This window comes from Xanthomonas campestris pv. asclepiadis (assembly GCF_020784175.1).
GTDB lineage: Bacteria > Pseudomonadota > Gammaproteobacteria > Xanthomonadales > Xanthomonadaceae > Xanthomonas > Xanthomonas campestris_D.
Window position 1 is genome coordinate 56,305 of record NZ_JAJGQM010000018.1, and the last position, 20,042, is coordinate 76,346.

Here is a 20,042-nt window from a genome sequence, read left to right on the forward strand (position 1 = left end):
GTGGGCCTTGCGCGGTGGGCGGGTCCGTCGGCCGCGCTGCAACAGCCCGTCGGGCCATGCACTAATATTTGCCTAACGACCATCTCCGACAGTGCTGCGGATCTCGGACTGGCCCTAGGCCCGGCGGAACACCTATGCACCTGCTCCTTGTCGAAGACGACACCATGCTGGCCAACGCGATCTGCGATGGCGTGCGCCAGCAGTCCTGGACCATCGACCACGTCGGCAGCGCCAATGCCGCCAAGACCGTGCTGGTGGACCACCGCTACACCGCGGTGCTGCTGGATATCGGCCTGCCGGGCGAGTCCGGGCTGACGGTGATCCGTTTCATGCGCGGTCATTACGACGCCACGCCGGTGATCGCACTGACCGCGCGCGGCCAGCTCACCGACCGCATCCGCGGCCTGGATGCCGGCGCCGACGACTACCTGGTCAAGCCGTTCCAGTTCGACGAGCTGATGGCGCGGCTGCGCGCGATCACCCGGCGCAGCCAGGGCCGCGTGGTGCCGTTGCTCAACCAGGGCGATGTCTGCGTGGACCCGAGCAGCCGCAAGGTCACCAAGGACGGCAAATGGGTGGCACTGAGCGCACACGAATACCGGCTGCTGCTGGCGCTGATGGAACGCGCCGGGCGCGTGGTCACCAAGGACCAGCTGGAAGAAGGCGTCTATGGCGGCCCGTCGGAGGGCGGCAGCAACATGATTGCGGTGTACGTGCACCAGCTGCGCCGCAAGCTGGGCGATGAGCTGATCTCCACGGTGTATGGCCAGGGCTACATGGTCGGCAAGGCACCCGAATGAAATCGCTGCAGGCACGCATGCTGGCGGCGCTGGCCGCAATCGTGTTGTTGAGCTGGTCCACCTCCCTGTGGATCCTGGTCGCCCTGGTCACCCAGGGCCATCACAGCGTGTTCGAGCAGGAGCTCAACATGTTCGGCGACCAGTTGATCAGCGCCCTGCCCGACGCGCTGGAGCACCGCTTCGATACGCAACTGGAGCCACTGGCTGCGGTCGACGCGCATACGGCGATCGGCAATGTGTCCTCGCGGATGAGCTTCAAGCAGACCTTGATTGCGATGGTGCTCAACACCTTGCAATTGGGCGTGCTGGGCGTGCTGGTGTGGTGGGCGGTACGCACCTCGCTCGCACCGCTGCGCGCCATCTCCGGCGCCATCGCGCAACGCACCGGGCTGGAGACCGAACCGGTGCCGCTGGAGCAGGTGCCGGACGAGATTCGCCCGCTGATCGGCTCCTTCAATTCCCTGCTGGCCCGCGTGGAAAAGACCGTGCAGGCCGAACGTGATTTCGTGGCAGACGCCGCGCACGAACTGCGCACGCCGCTGTCCGCGCTGCATGCGTATGCCGAGGTCGCGCTGCGTGCACCCACGCTGGAGGCCAAGGACGCAGCGCTGCAGCAGCTGCTGGAAACCGCACGCCGCAGCAATCGCCTGGCCGAGCAATTGCTTGATCTGGCGCGGCTGGATGCAGGCATCAGTTCGGCGGCGTACCAGCAGGTGGACATGGGCGAGCTGATCTCGCACGTGCTGGACGAATTCAGCGTGCAGGCCGACGCCCGCCACATCAATCTGCAGGTGGAGGCATCGCCGTGCCTGCTGCGCTGCGATGTGGATGCGGTGGGCATCCTGATCCGCAATCTGGTCGACAACGCCATCCGCTATGGGCGCCTGCACGGCATGGTGGAAGTGAGTTGCGGCTATTGCCTGCGCGCCGATCTGCTGCACCCGTTCGTGCAGGTCAGCGACGACGGCCCCGGCGTGCCGGAGAGCGCCCACGCGTCCATCTTCGAACGCTTCTATCGGGTTGCCGGCAGCCAGGTGCAAGGCAGCGGGATCGGCCTGTCGCTGGTAGCCGGTATCGCGCGCCTGCACGAAGCAACCATCGAAACCTGCGAAGGCAACGAGGGCCGCGGCCTGTGCGTGCGCGTGGTGTTCGCCGGCGAGGGCGTCCGCCGCACTGGCTGAACGCAGACGGCGCGCGGCAATCGCCTATCGCCTATCGTTATCGCCCAAGCCAATAAGTTTCCAACACCCGTTGCCTACAGTGCACTCACCGCACGCATCCAGGATGCATGGTGATGTTCAACTCGATCCGTTCCACCCTGCTCGTCCCCGCCGCCGTCGCGCTGCTGGCACCGCACACGGCCGCCAACGACAGCGTCATCCCTGCTCCTGTCGCCAACGCACCACTGCTGGAATTCCGCTGTGGCCGCACCGGCACGCGCAATCGCGACATCTGGAGCGAGCTGCCGGATATCCGTAGCGCGCGTCAGGCGCGCCGGCTGCAGCACTGGGCCAAGAGTGGTGTGTTGTTCACTGCCGCCGCCGTGATGTTTGCGCTGGCGTTGGCCAGTTATCTGATGCATTGAGCGCGCCGCCTCGGTCGCGCGTGCTTGCCCCCTATCTGCTTCCTTCTCCAGGTATTTGCCCATGTCGCCTCCTTCCCTTGTCCGTTGCGGCGCGCTGCTGATTGTCGGCGTGACGCTGATCGGTTGTGCCAGTACGCGCCCGATGCCCTACAGCCAGTTGCCGTCTTCAAGCTATCTGCGCCCGCACGATGGCAGCCGTGGTGACCGCATGCCGTACGCCTATCAAAGCGAGGTGGATTGGACGCGCTACCACGCCGCATTGGTCGAGCCGGTCAGCATCTATCGCGGTCCGGATGCACAATTCGAAGACGTGCCCGAGCAGGACAAACGCATGCTCGCCGATTACATGCAACAGGAATTCGGCACTGCGATCGCGCAGCGTTGGCAACACGCGACGGTGGCCGATCGCGACACCTTGCGCGTGCGCATCAGCCTGACCGGCGCCAAGCCCAGCAAGCGGGTACTGGGCACCTTCATGAAGGTGGATCTGGGCGGCGGTTCCTATAACGCGGTGCAGGCCGCACGCGGCAAGGAGGGCGCGTTCTCCGGCTCGGTCAGCTACGCGGTGGAAATCTTCGACGCGCAGAGCAACCGCCTGCTCGCCGCCTATGTCGAAAAACAGTACCCGAGCGCAATGAACATCAAGGCCAGCCTGGGCGCCTACGACGCAGCCAGGGCGGGTATTCGCAAGGGCGCCGAGCAGTTGGTCAAGGGCATGCAGTAGCTGGGAATCGGGAATCGGGAATCAGGAATCAGGAATCAGGAATCGGATTATCGGAAGCGATGGCTTCCAGTTCCTTCTCCCACCGGGAAAAGGTGCCCCGCAGGGGCGGATGAGGGTACGGGCGACGCCTCGCGAAGTCGGAACGACAACAAAGCGATCGCCTGGTTAATGCTCAACCCACGACAAAGGCCGGCGCTGTACGAACAGCGCCGGCCTTTGTCGGTTTGAACTGCCAACGCGCCGTCAGTGTGCAATGCCCTCTTGGCGCTGCAGCATCAACGCGTCACGCGCTTGGCCACTTTCTTGCCCACCGCCTTGCGGGCAGCGGTGGTCTTGGCCACTGCGCGCGTTGCAGGGGTCTTGGTGACCTTGGCGGCCTTCTTCAGGGTGGTCTTGGTCACCGCCTTCTTGAGCGCGGCCTTTTTCACTGCGGCCTGCTTGGTGGCGGTCTGCTTGGCCACTGGCGCTTTCTTGGCCGTGGTCTTGGCCATGGTCTTGGCGACCGGCTTCTTGACCGCAGCCGACTTGGCGGCGGCCTTCTTCGCTGCCGCACGCGCACCCACCGTGGCCACCGCGCTCTTGCGCGCTGCGCTCTTGGCAGCGGTCTTGGCACTCAATGCGGCCGCTTCGGCCTTGGCATTGGCCTTGGCGGTTTCCAGCTTCTGCCTGGCGCTGGCCTTGGTGTTGGCCAGTTTCTTCTTGGCGGCATTGGTGGTGCTGCTCAGCTTCTGCTTGGCCGCATCGGTGGTGGCGGTAAGCTTCTGCTTGGCGGCGTCCCTGGTGGCGGTCAACTTGTCCTTGGCGCCCTCTTTGCTCGACACCAACGAGCGCTTGGTCTTGGCCACGCGGCGCTTGACCGCGGTGGCTGCATCGCCGGCCTTGTCGACGACGCGCTGTTCGACCTTGACCAAGGCCTTGCGGGCCTTGGCGACGCGGGTCTTGACCTGCGCCACTGCCGTGCCGGCCGCGTCCTGCACGCTGGCCACCGCGTCGCTGGTGGTGCTGGCGATGGTCTCGCCCAGTTCGGTGGCCGTGCTCTTGACGCTATCGACAGCGTCGGACAGGGTTGCCGTCACACCATTGCCGTTGTTCATAGACCCTCCTTAAGGGCGTCAGTGCTGAAAACGCGGGCGATGCGCAGCGGCATGCGTATGCTGAACAGGCATCGGATCAAGCGGACGCTACGCCGGGCTCAAGCGGCTGTCAACGCAGCGCCGGCAGGGGATCGGCAGCGCTTTCACCAGGCGTTAAATTGTCCACTGGCACTCTCGTTCAGCTTGATTTACGCAGTCAGACGCCCTATTCCTTTTCCACCGCGTAACCCGGACTTCGTTGCATGCGCCCGCTGCCTACCTTGCTGACCCTCTCCCTGGCCGCTGCCTTCGGCGGTTTTGCCGCCACCGGCATCAATGCCTGGATGGACAACCGCGCCGAAGCCACACCGGCTGGCACTGCGGCCTTTACCTTGCCCGCGGCCGCCGCGTTGCCGGCCGCCGTGGCCGGGCAACCGGTGCCGTCGCTGGCGCCGATGCTGCAACAGGCGATGCCGGCGGTGGTGAGTGTCAACACCAAGCAGGTGGTGCGCGTGCGCAACCCGTTCTTCAACGACCCGATCCTGCGGCGGCTGTTCCCGGAGATTCCGCAGGACCGCATCAACGAATCGCTCGGCTCGGGCGTGATCATCGATGCGCAGAAGGGCTACGTGCTGACCAATCACCATGTCATCGAAAATGCCGACGACGTGCAGGTCACGCTCGGCGACGGGCGCACGGTCAAGGCCGATTTCATCGGCTCCGATGCCGATACCGATATCGCGCTGATCCGCATCAAGGCCGACAAGCTCACCGACATCAAGCTGGCCGACAGCAACGCGCTGCGCGTGGGCGACTTCGTGGTGGCGATCGGCAACCCGTTCGGCTTCACCCAGACCGTCACCTCCGGCATCGTCTCGGCGGTGGGCCGCAGCGGGATTCGCGGGCTGGGCTACCAGAACTTCATCCAAACCGATGCCTCGATCAATCCAGGCAATTCCGGCGGCGCGCTGGTCAACCTGCAGGGCCAGTTGGTGGGCATCAACACCGCCAGCTTCAACCCGCAGGGCAGCATGGCCGGCAACATCGGCCTGGGCCTGGCGATCCCCTCCAACCTGGCGCGCAATGTGGTCGAGCAACTGGTGACCAAGGGCGTGGTGGTGCGCGGCACGCTTGGGCTGGAAACCCAGAACCTCACCCAGCAGATGCTGCAGGGCCTGGGTGTGGATTCGTTGCGCGGCGCCCTGGTGACGCGCGTGTTGCCAGGGTCCGCCGCGGCGACCGCAGGCGTGCAGCCGGGCGATGTGGTGGTGGCGGCCAACGACCAACGCGTGGACAGCGCAGAGGCATTGCACAACTATGAAGGTTTGCAGGCGGTTGGTAGCGCGGTAAGGCTGAAGATTCGCCGCGACGGCAAGCCGCTCAAGCTCACCGCGACACTGAAGGAGCAGGACCGCGCGGTCACCGGCGACATGCTCGACCCACGCCTGGGCGGCGCCACCTTCGTCGATCTGCCCGAATCGCTGCGCCAGTCCGGCATCACCGGCGTCATGGTCAGCGAGGTCAAACGCGGCGGTCGTGCCGCAGCCAATGGTCTGGTCACCGGCGATGTGATCGTGGCCAGCAGCGTGGGCGAGTTTGCCGATCTGGCCAGCTGGCGCGCCAATTTCCAACGCAAGCCGCAGCAACTGGTGGTGCGCATCCTGCGTGGTAATGCGCAATACGACGCGTTGATGCGTTGACATGGCGTGCACTGCCCTCAACCTGCACTAACACCTCCTACACCGCAGCGATGCTATTGCTGCACCACGCCCGCATGCTGTTCGCGGCTGCCATCAATGACCGAAGGAGATATCGCATGAGCCCCACCAATACCGACCAGCTGAAAGAAAATCTGAGCGAAGCCAGCACCCACCTGAAGTCTGCCGCCAGCGCCGCAGGCGAAGCCGTCAAAGGCGCCACCAGTGCTGCCGGCGACGAACTCAAGCTTGGTCGTGCCAACGTCAAGGCAGAGCTCTCCGATACCGCATTGGCCGGCATGGCTGCTGCCGAGTTCGGCGGCGCCGCTGCCAAGGAACAGCTCGACGTGCTGGTCAGCAAGGGCAACGACCTGCTGGAAAGCGCGACCGATCTGATCCGCGAGCGGCCGCTGGCTGCGTTCGGTGTGGCGTTCGCGACCGGCTGGATCATTGCCAAGCTGGCACGCAGCAACGACAACTAAGTCGTGAGCGATCAGGCCTCCACAGCTGCCGCCTCCGACGCGCCCAACGCGCGGCCGGAAACGCCAGGACTGGACGAAAGCGTACGTGCGGTCGGCGCAGCCGGCCGCGCAACGCTTGGCTCGGCCAAGGACACCAGCCGGGCATTGCGCCGGCTGGTGTCGGCCGACTTGCAACTTGCACGCAGTGCCTTCGGGCGCGGACTGGCCTGGGCATGCGTTGCCGTGGTCTTCGGCGCCTCGTCGTGGCTGTTGCTGGCGGGTGCGATCATCGCGCTGCTGCAACGCGCGGGCCTGTCGTGGTTCCAGGCGATGTTCTTTACCGCATTGGCCAGCCTGTTGGTCACCGGCATTGCGGCGTGGCGCGTGTTCTTCTACTTCGACCACACCGGCTTGAATGCAACACGCCGTCAGCTGGTCAAGCTGGGCATCTTCGATGACAGCAGCGATGACGACGATGCCCATGCATCGGCTGCCACTGGAGCACGTACATGAAGTTTGGCACCTTGCGTCAGCGCGTCGATCGCGCGGAATTCCTTGTGGAAGGGCGCGCACATGAAACGCGCCTGCATTGGGGAGAACTGCGTGACACCTGGCGTGCCGGATGGTCCCCGTTGCGGATCATGGTGGTCGGGTTTGGCCTGGGTTTTGTCACCGGCCGCAACGAACCGCAGGCGGCGCTGGGCAGTATCGCCAGCAAGCTGGGCGGTATCCCGAAGATCTTGCAGATGATCAGCACGATCTCTGCGCTGTTCACCGCACATCGCGCGCAGGAAGCCTCCGAGCAGGCCGAACGTGCCGCCGACAATGCCGAAGAGGTCGCTGCCGATCCACCGGTGACGGTGGTGCAGGCGCCGGTCGATCGCGCCGCGTAATGACCGCGTTCCCGAGCCCTCGCTCGGGAGCATGCCATGCAAGGTTTGCTGCCCGATGCGCGGCAGAGCCCGCCACTGACGCCCTCGAAGACTGACATTGCGCGCACACCCTCTGTGCGCGGTGTTGACGCGTTCGGCTGATAATGGCGCACCGCTGGCAGCACGCCAGTCTGCTGCCAGGGCGCGCATGACTCTTCCCGTCGATTCAATGGATGCTGCCGCTGCGGCAGATTCACTCCCGCCGCCACCGGCACCGCGCCCGCGCGCACCGGTTTCGTTGGTGGTGCTGGCTACGCTGGCGGTCGGTTACACCCTGTGGGCGGCACAGACGATCATCCTGCCGGTGATGCTGGCAGCGTTTTTTGCCTTGATCGGCAATCCCATCCTGCGCGGCCTGCGCAAGCTGTATATCCCCCGCTTCCTCGGTGCCTTGATGGTGCTGTGCCTGGGCCTGGCCGGCACCGTGGCGCTGGCCGCGCAGCTTGCCGGGCCGGCGGCCGAGTGGGTGCAGCAGGCGCCCCGGCAGATGCGCCAGATTGCGCGCGACGTGCGCGATTTCACCAAGCCGGTGATGCAGGCCAACCAGGCCGCGGAAAACTTTGCACGCGCTGCCGGCGGCGAAGGCCAGCGCGGCGTGCAGATCGTGCGCACGCAGATGGACGACCCCTACAAGGCGCTGGTGCGCACACCGAAGCTGGCCGCCTCGGTGCTGGCAGTGGTGCTACTGACGTTCTTCTTCATGGTCTACGGCGAAAGCCTGCAACGGCATGCGATTGCATTGCTGCCCAATCGCCAGCAGCAACGCTTCACCACTGAAATCATGCTGGATATCGAGCGCGAGGTCTCGCGCTACGTGCTCACCATCAGCGTGATCAATACGCTGGTCGGGCTGGTCTTTGCCGGCATTCTCTACGTGCTCAAGATTCCGCTGCCCGAAGCGCTGCTGTGGGGCACGGTGGTGGCGCTGCTCAACTTCGCTCCGTACGTGGGCCCGTTGATCGGCGTGATGCTGATGCTGCTGATGGGCTTTGTGGAATTCCGCACCACCTTGTCGGCGATGCTGCCGGCGATCCTGTACCTGGCGCTGCACACCATCGAAGGCCAGGTGGTCACCCCGATCGTGCTCGGCCGGCGCATGGCGATCTCGCCGCTGATGCTGATCCTGGCGCTGATGCTGTTCGGCTGGCTATGGGGCATGGTCGGCCTGTTGCTGGCGGTACCGCTGCTGGTCTGCATCAAGATGGTGCTGAGCCGGGTGGAGGGAATGCAGCGCTGGGCCAGGCTGTTGGAGTAGTTGGGAATCGGGAGTTGGGAATCGGGAATCGCAAGAGCAGTGGCTGCGCTCTACCCATTTTCGATTCCCGACTCCCCGTTCCCGGCATTACAATCTGGCGATGAGTTTCCCAATCAGTGCCATCACTCTCGACCTCGACGATACGTTGTGGCCCTTTGCGCCGATCGGGGCGCGGATCGACCAGGTGTTGTACGACTGGATGCGCGAGCACAGTCCGGTCACCGCCGAGCGGTTTCCGGTGGAGGCGATGCGCGAACTGCGCGAGCGCAGCTTTGCCGACAACCCGCACCTGCATCACGATCTCAGCGCGCTGCGGCGGCTGACGCTGGAAATGGCGCTGCGCGAGAGCGGCGGCGATCTGGCCTTGCTGGAGCCTGCGTATGAGGTCTTCTACGCCGCACGCAACCAGGTGGAGTGCTATCCGGATGCGCTGGACGCGCTGGCACGTATCGCCGCGCACGTGCCGGTGGCGGCGCTCAGCAACGGCAACGCCGATCTGCAGCGCATCGGGCTGATGCACCACTTCGCGTTTCAGCTGGGCTCGCGCGAACACGGCAGCGCAAAACCCGACCCGAGCATCTTCCTGGCCGCATGCGCGCGCCTGGAGATGCCGCCGGCAAAGGTGCTGCACGTGGGCGACCACGTGCGCATGGACGTGCTCGGCGCGCTGGATGCCGGCCTGCGCGCCTGCTGGATCAATCGCGACGGAGCGCAGTGGTCGCACCCGACCCAGCAGCCGGATCTGGAGTTCGATTCCATGACCGGGCTGGCCGATTGGCTGGACGCGCAGCAGCCGCATCCGGGCACCGCACACGCCGGCATCCGCCTTCCCGCCTGAGCCACTTTCTGCTCGGCGCATGGCGCCGCCTCCAAGGATTTCCATGTCGCAGCTCACCGGTTTCATCGATCCCAACGCCGCAGCCCTGCCGCTGCATGTACTCGACCGCGAAGGCTTTGCAGGTTGGTGCGCCGAGCAGCCCACGCGCGTGCTGTCGTGGGCACAGGCGCAGCGTTTCGATGCCGCGCCGGGCAGCGTGCTGTTGCTGCCGGGCGAACAGGGGCTGGCCGGCGCGGTGCTGGGCATCGGCGACCGCGCCGATGCCTACGCCTACGCGCACGCACCGATGGCGCTGCCGCCGGCCAGCCGCTGGGCGCTGGCCAGCGCGCTGAGCGAAAGCGAACAGGCGCTGCTGCACCTGGGTTGGGGCCTGGGCGCGTATCGCTTCTCGCGCTATCGCAAGGTGCCGCGCGCACCGGCCGAACTGGCCGCCACACCGGCGCCACACACGCGCGCCTTGATCGAGGCCTGCATCCGTGTGCGCGACTGGGTCAATACCCCGACCGAGGACATGGGCCCGCAGCATCTGGAAGAGGCCACGCGCGCACTGGCGCAAACGCATGGCGCCCAGGTCGACGCCATCGTCGGTGAGGCATTGCTGGCGCAGAATTTCCCCACCATCCACGCGGTCGGGCGCGCCTCGCACCGGGCGCCGCGGCTGATTCAGTTGCAATGGGGCGATGCCGCGCATCCGCATCTGGTGCTGGTCGGCAAGGGCGTGTGCTTCGACACCGGCGGGCTTGACCTGAAACCGGCCGATGGCATGCGCAACATGAAAAAGGATATGGGCGGCGCAGCGCATGCATTGGCGCTGGCCGGCCTGGTGATGGCGCAGCAGCTGCCGGTACGACTGACCCTGTTGATTGCCGCGGTGGAAAACGCCGTCGGCCCGGATGCGTTCCGCCCGGGCGAAGTCATCACCACCCGCGCCGGCGTCACGGTGGAAGTGGACAACACCGATGCCGAAGGCCGCCTGGTGCTGTGCGATGCGCTGAGCTATGCCACCGAGCAGCGCCCCGATCTGATCCTGGATTTCGCAACGCTCACCGGTGCCGCACGCATCGCCTTGGGGCCGGACCTGCCCGCGCTGTTCGCCAACGACGATGCGCTGGCACAGGCCTGGCTGAGCGCCGGCGAGCAGACCCGCGACCCGGTCTGGCGCATGCCGCTATGGCGCCCGTACCTGCGTTACCTCAACAGCCACGTCGCCGACATGGCCAACGCCGGCTCGCGCATGGCCGGCGCGGTCACCGCCGCGCTGTACCTGGAGCGCTTTGTCGCACCGGGCCAGCTGTGGGCGCATCTGGACGTGTACGCCTGGAACGACAGTGACCGCCCTGGCCGCCCGGCTGGCGGCGAGGCGCTGGCCTTGCGCTCGGCCTTTGCGATGCTGCAGCAGCGCTACGGCGGCTGAAGGCGGCTGACAGAATGGCGTTGGTCAACCTCGCCTTCGTTGACGCGTGAGGTGACGTCGGCAATGGCAGCGACGCTGACCGGACCGAACTGAGTTGATCAGGCCCTATCGCCTCCGACGTCAGCGCCGCATTCACGGCTCGCAACCATGCACACCGACCATCCCGACTGGTCCTTGCCCGCCCACCGTCGCGGGACCTAACGCGGCATGGATGCCGCGTAAGAGCTTACAAGGACGTACTTGCAGCGTGTCCCGCGATGGTGGGCGGGCAAGGACCCTGCAGCAAACCCGCAGATCATCCGCTCTACAACCGACGCATCCACTCCGTTCGATTACCTCTAAAGGCGACCGAGCGCTCGAGCTTCAGCGTCGTTTGAATATCCCCAAGCCTAGCGGTCGAGGGCGTAATGCCCTCAGCACGCTGCGCCATTGCCCGTCCTCTGGATCACTCATCGACCGCTTTGGTCGCGGCATCACACACTAGACGCACTGGAGCGTGGACTATGCGCCCACGGGTCGTGCCTGTGCCGCAGGTTGGGCGAGGTTGGGGATCACTGCGCCGCACGTCTCACCGCATCGACTCTTTGCCGCATTGCCACCGGAGCCAGCCATGAACTTGCCACCTCCCTCTCCATCGCCGCAGCGCGCACGTGTTGTGGCGCCGTTGCTCGGTATCGCCGCGATTGCCGGCGGCATCGCGGTTGCGTTCGCCTGGACCGCCGGCTGGATCGGCGGCGACCGGCTCACTGCCGCGCGCATGACCGACACCATCGAAGCCAGCGGGCCGCCGCATCCGGGCTTTCGCCGCGCACATACCAAGGGCGTGTGTGTGAGCGGGGAGTTCAAGGCCAGCGGCAAGGCCACCTGGCTGTCGTCGGCACGCATCTTCAGCCAGGCCAGCACGCCGGTGCTCGGGCGCATGTCGATCGGCGGCGGCGACCCGCATGGCGCCGACGGCGCGGCGCGCGTACGCAGCATGGCATTGCTGTTGCGCAGCGACGACGGGCAGGAATGGCGCACCGCGATGAACAGTTTTCCGTTCTTCGTAGTGGCCACGCCGGCCGGTTTTCAGGCGTTGAACGTGGCCTCCAGGCCGGACCCGGCCACCGGCCAGCCCGACCCGGCCAAGCTGGCCGCGTTCGGCAAGCAGTATCCGGAAGCGGCCAAGTTCCAGCAGTGGGCCAAGACCGCGCCGTGGTCCAACAGCTGGGCCAACACGCAATACAACGGCGTGAATGCGTTCCGCGCGATTGCGGCCGACGGACGCGAGCGTTACATCCGCTGGTCGATGCGTCCGCATACGCCGTTCAAGGAACTCAGCGCCGAGCAGCGCGCGCAGGTCGATGGCGATTTTCTCGCCACCGACCTGGACGCGCGCCTGGCGCAGGGGCCGTTGCGCTGGGATCTGGTGCTGACTGTCGCCGAGCCGGGCGATGCGGTGGACGATCCCTCGCAGCCATGGCCGGAAAGCCGCAAGCAACTCGTGGCCGGCACGGTGTCGATCAATCATGCCGAACCACAGGCCACCGGCCCGTGCCGTGATCTGAATTACGACCCGCTGATCCTGCCCAAGGGCATCGCCGGATCGAACGACCCGATCCTGGCGGCGCGCTCGTCGGTGTATTCGCAATCGTTCAACCGGCGCGAGCACGAGATCGCCAATGGCACAGGCAGTGCCGCCACCGGCCAGGGAGCACACCCATGAGCAGCCACACCCATTTCAATCTGCCCGCACGCGTGCTGCATTGGTTGATGGCCGCGATGATCCTGACCATGCTGTTCGTCGGCGTGGGCATGGTGGCGTCGGTGACGCAGCGGCCGTGGTTGATCGATCTGCATCGCCCCTTGGGTATTGCGATCCTGGTTCTTGCGGTGCTGCGCCTGATCAACCGCCTGCGTCACCGTCCGCCGCCGCTGCCGGCCGACCTGCCGGCCTGGCAGAAGGCCGCCGCGATCGCCTCGCACTGGTTGTTGTATGCGTTGATGCTGGGCATGCCGTTGATCGGCTGGGCGATGCTGTCGGCCGGCGCGTATCCGATCGTGCTGTGGCCGGGTGCGCAGTTGCCGCCGATCGCGCCGCATGACCCAGCACTCTACGCATGGCTGCGCAGCGCACATGGCTGGTTGGCATATCTGTTGTTCGCCACCGTGCTGGGGCATCTGAGCGCGGCGCTGTTCCATGCCTGGGTGCGCCGGGATGGCGTGTTTTCCAGCATGGCGCGTGGGGAACGGTCTGCGCGTTGATGGATTGGATGGGTGGGTGTTGGAAGACGTGTTGCGCTGAGTGATTTCACTGCGCGGACGTACCCTCACCCCAACCCCTCTCCCGGTGGGAGAGGGGCTTGGTCTTCCCTTCTCCCGCCGGGAGAAGGTGCCCCGCACGGGCGGATGAGGGTGCGGGCGAAGCATCGGGTTAATCGCCATCTAGAGTGGCTTTGCCTCGTACCCTCACCCCAACCCCTATCCCGGCGGGAGAGGGGCTAGGATTTAACGCTCGCGCTTTGTTTTGGCCGCTGGTGCGGGCGCTTCGATGCCCTTGCCGGTGGCGGCCCAGTAGATCCCGCCATACAGATGCTCCAGATAACGCGGGTCGTTGTAGGCCTCGGCCAGGTGGCCGAGCGCGGTGGCGAACACGCGGCCGCCTTCGAAGTGGTGGTACCAGGCCACCGGGTGCTGCTTGCCCATGCCCTTGGCGACTTGGCCCGGCCAGATCAGCGTGGGGTCGTAGCTGGTTTCGTCCACCGTCATCAGCGTGACCAGGTCGTCGCTGTATGGGGGATCGTATTCGTACCACTCGTCGGTCCACACCCAGCGCGCGGGCAGGCCGGCAGTGGCCGGGAAGTTGGCGTCCACCACGTCGACCATCGCGGTCTGCATATAGGGATGGGTGCGGAACGAGCGGCCGATCAGATGGTCGTACCACTCCCAGTCGCCACGCTTGATCGCAAACGCCTTGTGCACCGCCACCACGCCGCCACCGTTGCGCATGTAGGTCTGAAAGTTCGCACGTTGCGCCGGATCCAGATCGGTGGCCGGCGTATTGAGCAGCACGATTGCCGCGTATTGCGACAGATCGCCATCGAAGGCCTTGGCATTCCACGCCCACACCAGCTCGACGTAATGCTTGCGCGCCATCGCTTCGAACTGCGGCTTGGCGACCGGGATATAGTCGTGGTGATACTGGTTGGGAATCGCTGCCACCAGGATCTTGAACTGCTCGGCAGACGCGTTGAATGCGCACACCATCAGCAGGCCCAACAGCCACAGGGATTTCATGCCGTTCGCTCGCAGGGATCGTTCTGGCCCGGCAGTGTACCCGCGCCTGCGCGGCATGCTTTTCGCGTTATTTGGAATAGCGGCAGGCGGCAATGCACGACGGATACGTGGCGCAGCATGCCATCCATTGCTGCGCTCGCTGACAGCGCAACGCGTCTGCGTCACTGCTTCACAGCCAGCCTTTCTGCCGCGCCAGCCGATACGCTTCGATGCGATTGGCCACGCCCAGCTTGCCGATGCATTCGGACAGATAGTTGCGCACCGTACCGTGCGACAACTGCAGCTGCTGCGCGATCTCGCTGGCCGAGCGCCCTTCGCCGGCCAGCCGCAACACCGTGCGCTCGCGTTCGCTCAAGGGGTCGGCTTCCACCCAGGCATCCAGGGCCAGTTGCGGGTCGATCACCCGGCCGCCGCGTTGCACCCGACGCAGTGCGCTGACCAGCTGTTCGGCCGGCGGGTCCTTGAGCAGATACGCGGCGACGCCGGCATCCAGCGCGCGGCGTAGAAATCCCGGGCGGGCGAAGGTGGTGACGATCATCACCCGCACCGGCAGCGCCTGGCGCTGGATGCGCTGGGCCAGCTCTAAACCGGTCAGGCCGGGCATTTCGATATCGGTGATCAGCACGTCCGGCTGCAGGCGTTGCAGCTCGCGCCAGGCAGTTTCGCCATCGCCTGCGCTGCCGACCACCTCGATATCGTCCTCCAGCCCAAGCAAGGCGACCAATGCGCCACGCAGCAGCGCCTGGTCTTCGGCCAACAACACCCGGATCATCGCGCACTCATCTGCAGACAACGGTGGCGCACGATAGCAGCGCTTGCGCCTGCCGTGCATGGGTCCGGATGCAGTGGGCGTCCGTACGATCAGCGCGACGGTGGTAGCAGCGGCACCGGCACTGGCGGCTGCGCCATTGCCAGCGTGGCGCGCGGCAACGGCACACTGGCACGCAGGCGCATGCCGCGCGGCAGCGCGTCCACCTCCAGCGCACCGCCCAGGCCGCGCAGGCGCGTGCGCATGCCGTCCAGGCCATTGCCGGGCACGATCACCCCGCCGCGCCCGTCGTCGGTGATGTCCAGCACCGCGTGTTCGCCCTGCGCGCGCAAGCTCACGCGCACGCGTCTGGCCTGCGCATGCCGCTGCACATTGGTGGCCGCCTCGCGCACCACCAGCGCCAGTGCGGTTTCGTGTTCCGGCGGCAATGCAAGCGTCTGCAGGTCGTGTTCCAGTACGATGCCGTCCATGTCCAGCAACACCCGCGCCGACGCCAGCTCGGCCACCAGCCCGGCCGCGCGAATGCCGGTGACCGCGCGCCGCACCTGCGCCAGGGCATCGCGCGAAATCTGCGCCACCGCATCGATCTCGCTGCGCGCGGCCTGCGGGTCGCGCTCGATCAGACGCGCGGCCAGATCGGACTTGAGCGCCACCAGCGACAAGGTGTGGCCGAGCAGATCGTGCAGGTCGCGCCCGATCCGTTCGCGCTCGGCGGTGGCAGCCAGCCGGCGCACTTCGTCCTGCGACAGGCGCAGCAATGCGTCCTTGCGTTCGTTGATGCTGTACACCGCACCGACCCCGGCCATGCCCAGTACCGACACCGGCAACCACACCAGCGATTGCAGGCGCATTCCCAGCCAGTGCGCCCAACCCAGGTAGAGCACGTTCATCACCACCAGCATCGCGAAGTGCCGCCACATGGCATGCCGTGTGGACGGGCGCAGGCTTAAACAGGCGAAGACGAAATAGCTGATTCCCGCCGGATACACCGGCAGCAACGCGGCACTGAGCACACCCATCGCCCAGGCATAGCGATACAGGGTGCCGCGCGGCGCCAGCAACATGCGCGCATACAGCAGCAGGAAGACCGGATACGACAGCAGGGTGCACAGCAGCCAGGTGCTGTCGTACCCCCGCGAGGAAAACACCGGCACCACGAACACCCAGCTCGACCACAGCAGATGCACGCCATCCATCCACGGCGACTGGCCCTGCGCCAGCCGCGTGGCAACCTGCGAATTGGCAGCGGGGCGAAGCCAGGCGGGAAGCGACACGCGCATCGGGGTGGGTCCATGTGGGTGATCGGATTCTGCCACTGCCGGGCCCGACCGGGCGCCCGATGCGGCAGCTCGCTGCGAACCGGCACGCTCATGCATCTGCGCCGCGCCCGTTCATGGTGATCCTGCACAGCACCGACTCGGGCAATCGCGCAGGCCGACAACAGCAATGAACGCAGCGCATGGCCAATCCGGCAGCATGAGGATGCTGCAGCCTCACGCATGCTGCAAAGCCTGGCCAGGTGCCCTTGTCATGGACGGCAGGTGACAGCTGTCACTGGTGGAGGGCGCCGCTGCGGTCGCATGCTGCGCAGCACCTTGCAGCCGCGTCGATCGCGCTACCGTTCGTCGCCGCAACCGCGTTGGTGACTTCCGGCAGCTTGCGGCGGCGCCCGCAGCCCGTCACATTTTGCGCAGCATCCCGTCCTGGTTATCGATGAATACTTCTGCCGATCTGCTCAAGCAACTGCGCATCGACCGCCAGCGTCCTGCTACACCCGAACCTGCGCGGCGTGGCGGCTGGATCATCGCCGCCGTGGTCATCGTCGTGCTGTTGGCGGCCGCGGCATGGTGGTTCACCCGCCGCCCGGTAGCGAAGGTGCAGACCGCAGCAGTGGTGGCGATCAGCGCCGGCAGCAGCAGTGCCTCGGTGCTGGATGCGTCGGGCTACGTGGTGGCGCGGCGCATGGCCACGGTGTCGGCGCAGGTCACCGGCAAGGTGCGCGAAGTGATGATCGAAGAAGGCATGCGGGTCGAACAGGGCCAGGTGATGGCGACGCTGGACCCACTGGATGCCGACGCGCAGCGCACGCTGTCGGCATCGCAGCTGTCGGCCGCACGCAGCCAGGTCGACAACATGCAGGCGCAACTGGCGGTGGCCAATGCCGATGCGACGCGGCTGCAATCGCTGGTCGGCGCGCAACTGGTGTCGCGCTCGCAGTACGAGCAGGCCACCGCACAGCGCGATGCCTTGCGCGCGCAGCTGCAGAATGCGCAACGCAACGTGCGCGTGGCATCGGACCAGCTGGCGATCTCGGCGATCCGCTCGGACTTCAACGTGGTGCGTGCGCCGTTTGCCGGCGTGGTCACCGCCAAGGCCGCGCAGCCCGGCGAAATCGTCTCGCCGCTGTCGGCCGGCGGCGGCTTCACCCGCACCGGCATCGGCACCATCGTGGACATGGAATCGCTGGAGATCGAAGTGGAAGTGGGCGAGTCCTAGATCGGCCGCGTGCAGCCGAAGATGCCGGTGGAAGCAGTGCTCAACGCGTACCCGGAATGGAAAATTCCCGGCGAGGTGATCGCCATCATTCCCACCGCCGACCGCGGCAAGGCCACGGTGAAGGTGCGCGTGGCGCTCAAGCTCAAGGACCCGCGCATCGTGCCGGAGATGGGCGTGCGGGTGAGCTTTCTGGAACGGGCCAATACGCAGGAGGCCAGCAAGCCGCAGGGCGTGCGCGTGCCGGCTACGGCACTGGTCGAACGCGACACGCGCACGGTCGCATTCGTGGTCGGCGAGCGCAACACCGTCAGCATGAAGACGGTCACTCCCGGGATGGTGATGGGCGAGGACCGCCAGGTGTTGTCGGGTTTGAGTGCGGGCGACAGCGTGGTGCTGGATCCGCCGCAAGGCCTGAAGGATGGCGACACGGTGGCCGAAGCGGAAGCGGACGCTGCCGAATAATCACAACGGCAACCGCAGTCAACAACATGGGCGACGGCGCCGCTGCGGGGAGCGGTGTCCACCTGGGCAGTCAGTGGCTACAAGGTCGCTGCGACTGGATGGCGCAGTGATCGCACGCAGTGATGCAACCATCTCGCAAGGATCGCAGCGTCGATCGTGATCCACATTCAACATCGTCATTCGGTCATTGCAGAACCAGCCGCACCTCGCTCGTCGTCGCCGTACGTCGTCACACACGTCACCCAGCAGTTGCGTCCGTCGTCGGCAAGCCCGGTACCGTCTTGCCGCCTCACCGTCATCGCACCGCCGTATTGCCGTCTCATGCCATCGCGATCGCCATGCTGCATCGCGCTTGCCTCTTTCCCTTGCACCGTCAGGAGTCGCCATGACCGCTCTCGTCAGCTTGCGCAACATCACCAAGACCTACCAACGCGGCCCCGAGCAGGTGCAGGTGCTGCACGGCATCGACCTGGAGATTGCCAGCGGCGACTTCGTCGCGTTGATGGGTCCGTCCGGTTCGGGCAAGACCACCTTGCTCAATCTGATCGGCGGGCTGGACAACCCCAGCGGTGGCGAGATCGAGATCCAGGGTGAGCGCATCGACCGCATGAGCGGCGGCCAGCTCGCGACCTGGCGCAGTCACCACGTCGGGTTCGTGTTCCAGTTCTACAACCTGATGCCGATGCTCACCGCGCAAAAGAATGTGGAACTGCCGTTGCTGCTCACCGCGCTCAACGCCGCGCAGCGCAAGCGCAATGCGGAAATCGCCCTGATCCTGGTCGGCCTGCAGGAACGCCGTCACCACAAGCCCAGCGAACTGTCCGGCGGCCAGCAGCAACGCGTGGCGATTGCGCGCGCGATCGTGTCCGACCCCACGTTTTTGATCTGCGACGAACCCACCGGCGATCTGGACCGCCACAACGCCGAAGAGATCCTGCGCCTGCTGCAGGAACTCAATCGCGAACACGGCAAGACCATCGTGATGGTCACCCACGACCCCAAGGCCGCCGAGTACGCCACCCATACCATCCATCTGGACAAGGGCGAGCTGGCCGACGCGCCGGTCGCGCTCTAAAAGGAGTGATGCCATGAAGTATCTCTCGCTGGTGTGGGCGCAGTTGTTCCGCAGCAAGACCCGCACCTTGTTGACGTTGCTGTCGGTGGTGGCGGCGTTCCTGCTGTTTGGCATGCTCGATTCGGTGCGCGTGGCCTTCACCGCCGGCGGCAGTGTCAGCGGCGTGAACCGCCTGGTGGTGGCCTCGCGCCTGTCGATCACCCAGTCGCTGCCGATCAGCCTGGAGCCGCAGATCCGCAGCGTGCCGGGCGTGCGCGATGTGACCTCGGCGATGTGGTTCGGCGGTATCTACCGCGACCCGAAGAACTTCTTCCCGAATTTTTCGGTGGCGCCCAATTTCTTCGACGTCTACAGCGAGTACGAACTGCCCAAGGAGCAGCTCAAGGCATTCCAGACCACGCGTACCGGCGCCATCGTTGGCGAGACCCTGGCCAAGGACAATGGCTGGAAGATCGGCGACACCATCCCGCTACAGGCCACCATCTTTCCGCGTGGCGGCAGCAACGACTGGCCGCTGCAACTGGTCGGCATCTTCCGCATGAAAGACCGCGCGGTGGCGGCCAATCAGGAACGCCAGTTGATGATGAACTGGAAATACTTCGACGAGTCCAACGACTACATCAAGAGCAGGGTCAGCTGGTACACGGTGACGCTGGCTAACGCCGACCAGGCCTCGCGCGTGGCGCAGGCCATCGATGCGTTGTCGGCCAACTCCGATCACGAAACCAAGTCACAGACAGAATCGGCGTTCCAGCAGGCCTTCATCAAGCAGTTCGCCGATATCGGCCTGATCGTCACCTCGATCATGGCCGCGGTGTTCTTCACCTTGCTGCTGCTGACCGGCAACACCATAGCGCAGGCGGTGCGCGAGCGCATTCCGGAACTGGCCACGCTCAAGACGCTGGGCTTTCAGGACCGCACGGTGTTGAGTCTGGTGATGGTCGAATCGGTGCTGTTGATCGGGCTGGGCGGGCTGATCGGCATGGGCCTGGCAGCGCTGGTGATCCCGCTGGTGGCCGCGCGCAGCGGCGGGGTGATGCCGGTGCAGAGCGTGCCGCTGCAGACCTGGTTGGTCGGGCTGGGCCTGATGGCCGGCATCGGCATCGTGGTGGGTGTGCTGCCGGCGCGACGCGCGCAGCGCTTGAAGATCGTCGATGCCCTCGCCGGCCGCTGACAGGAGCATGC

The 20,042-nt window shown here is 65.9% G+C and carries 19 protein-coding genes and 1 pseudogene; 16 read left to right on the forward strand and 4 right to left on the reverse strand.

The annotated features are described in order from the left end of the window. Positions 1-134 precede the first annotated feature (134 nt). The 4 genes from LL972_RS10470 (at position 135) to LL972_RS10485 (ending at position 3,109) form a co-directional block, all read left to right on the forward strand. Positions 135-800, forward strand: a complete 666-nt coding sequence (locus LL972_RS10470) for a response regulator transcription factor (protein ID WP_228327546.1) — start codon at positions 135-137, stop codon at positions 798-800. Continuing rightward, complete coding sequence (locus tag LL972_RS10475; RefSeq protein ID WP_228327547.1) at positions 797-1,981, forward strand: ATP-binding protein; 1,185 nt, start codon at positions 797-799, stop codon at positions 1,979-1,981. The genes LL972_RS10470 and LL972_RS10475 overlap by 4 nt, the downstream gene beginning before the upstream one ends. A 113-nt stretch (positions 1,982-2,094) precedes the next feature. Next, complete coding sequence (locus tag LL972_RS10480; RefSeq protein ID WP_228327548.1) at positions 2,095-2,385, forward strand: hypothetical protein; 291 nt, start codon at positions 2,095-2,097, stop codon at positions 2,383-2,385. A gap of 61 nt (positions 2,386-2,446) precedes the next feature. Continuing rightward, positions 2,447-3,109 (forward strand): DUF3313 domain-containing protein, encoded by a 663-nt coding sequence (locus tag LL972_RS10485; RefSeq protein ID WP_228327549.1) that lies wholly within the window; start codon positions 2,447-2,449, stop codon positions 3,107-3,109. Positions 3,110-3,384: 275 nt separating this feature from the next. On the opposite strand, the gene LL972_RS10490 is transcribed toward LL972_RS10485, so the two are convergent. Next, on the reverse strand, positions 3,385-4,203 hold the full coding sequence (locus LL972_RS10490; RefSeq protein ID WP_228327550.1) for a histidine biosynthesis protein HisIE: 819 nt from the start codon (positions 4,201-4,203) through the stop codon (positions 3,385-3,387). Positions 4,204-4,445: 242 nt separating this feature from the next. Between LL972_RS10490 and LL972_RS10495 the strand changes: the two genes are divergently transcribed. From LL972_RS10495 to LL972_RS10535, 9 genes are all read left to right on the forward strand, one after another. Then, positions 4,446-5,882, forward strand: a complete 1,437-nt coding sequence (locus LL972_RS10495) for a Do family serine endopeptidase (protein ID WP_228327551.1) — start codon at positions 4,446-4,448, stop codon at positions 5,880-5,882. A gap of 116 nt (positions 5,883-5,998) precedes the next feature. Further along, entirely contained in the window at positions 5,999-6,361 is a 363-nt protein-coding gene (locus tag LL972_RS10500; RefSeq protein WP_006450942.1) for a hypothetical protein, read from the forward strand. 3 nt (positions 6,362-6,364) lie between these two features. Next, entirely contained in the window at positions 6,365-6,853 is a 489-nt protein-coding gene (locus tag LL972_RS10505; protein WP_104584855.1) for a hypothetical protein, read from the forward strand. Continuing rightward, positions 6,850-7,233, forward strand: a complete 384-nt coding sequence (locus LL972_RS10510) for a hypothetical protein (protein ID WP_228327552.1) — start codon at positions 6,850-6,852, stop codon at positions 7,231-7,233. The genes LL972_RS10505 and LL972_RS10510 overlap by 4 nt, the downstream gene beginning before the upstream one ends. A 187-nt stretch (positions 7,234-7,420) precedes the next feature. Beyond that, on the forward strand, positions 7,421-8,527 hold the full coding sequence (locus LL972_RS10515; RefSeq protein ID WP_228327553.1) for an AI-2E family transporter: 1,107 nt from the start codon (positions 7,421-7,423) through the stop codon (positions 8,525-8,527). A gap of 100 nt (positions 8,528-8,627) precedes the next feature. Beyond that, positions 8,628-9,365 carry an HAD family hydrolase gene (locus LL972_RS10520; protein WP_228327554.1) on the forward strand — a complete coding sequence of 246 codons (738 nt, stop codon included), beginning with the start codon at positions 8,628-8,630 and terminating at the stop codon, positions 9,363-9,365. A 43-nt stretch (positions 9,366-9,408) separates the two neighbouring features. Continuing rightward, a complete protein-coding gene (locus tag LL972_RS10525) occupies positions 9,409-10,779 on the forward strand; it encodes a leucyl aminopeptidase family protein (protein ID WP_228327555.1) in 1,371 nt (456 codons plus the stop codon). A gap of 610 nt (positions 10,780-11,389) precedes the next feature. Next, positions 11,390-12,484 (forward strand): catalase family peroxidase, encoded by a 1,095-nt coding sequence (locus LL972_RS10530; protein WP_228327556.1) that lies wholly within the window; start codon positions 11,390-11,392, stop codon positions 12,482-12,484. Further along, the gene (locus tag LL972_RS10535) at positions 12,481-13,023 is read left to right on the forward strand and encodes a cytochrome b (protein WP_228327557.1); all 543 of its coding nucleotides are present in this window, start codon (positions 12,481-12,483) and stop codon (positions 13,021-13,023) included. Before LL972_RS10530 ends, LL972_RS10535 begins: the two co-directional genes overlap by 4 nt. Before the next feature lie 243 nt (positions 13,024-13,266). Here LL972_RS10535 and LL972_RS10540 read toward each other — a convergent pair whose 3' ends face one another. The 3 genes from LL972_RS10540 to LL972_RS10550 all read right to left on the reverse strand — a co-directional run bounded on the left by LL972_RS10540 (position 13,267) and on the right by LL972_RS10550 (position 16,104). Continuing rightward, positions 13,267-14,055 (reverse strand): ThuA domain-containing protein, encoded by a 789-nt coding sequence (locus LL972_RS10540; RefSeq protein ID WP_228327558.1) that lies wholly within the window; start codon positions 14,053-14,055, stop codon positions 13,267-13,269. Positions 14,056-14,224: 169 nt separating this feature from the next. Then, positions 14,225-14,827, reverse strand: a complete 603-nt coding sequence (locus LL972_RS10545; protein ID WP_228327559.1) for a response regulator transcription factor — start codon at positions 14,825-14,827, stop codon at positions 14,225-14,227. Between the two features lie 89 nt (positions 14,828-14,916). Next, complete coding sequence (locus LL972_RS10550; protein ID WP_228327560.1) at positions 14,917-16,104, reverse strand: sensor histidine kinase; 1,188 nt, start codon at positions 16,102-16,104, stop codon at positions 14,917-14,919. 433 nt (positions 16,105-16,537) lie between these two features. On the opposite strand from LL972_RS10550, the pseudogene LL972_RS10555 reads away from it, so the two are divergent. From LL972_RS10555 to LL972_RS10565, 3 genes and pseudogenes are all read left to right on the forward strand, one after another. Continuing rightward, positions 16,538-17,782, forward strand: a pseudogene (locus tag LL972_RS10555) (efflux RND transporter periplasmic adaptor subunit). A gap of 385 nt (positions 17,783-18,167) precedes the next feature. Further along, the gene (locus LL972_RS10560) at positions 18,168-18,857 is read left to right on the forward strand and encodes an ABC transporter ATP-binding protein (protein WP_228327561.1); all 690 of its coding nucleotides are present in this window, start codon (positions 18,168-18,170) and stop codon (positions 18,855-18,857) included. A gap of 13 nt (positions 18,858-18,870) precedes the next feature. Next, positions 18,871-20,031 (forward strand): ABC transporter permease, encoded by a 1,161-nt coding sequence (locus tag LL972_RS10565; protein WP_228327562.1) that lies wholly within the window; start codon positions 18,871-18,873, stop codon positions 20,029-20,031. Positions 20,032-20,042 lie beyond the last annotated feature (11 nt).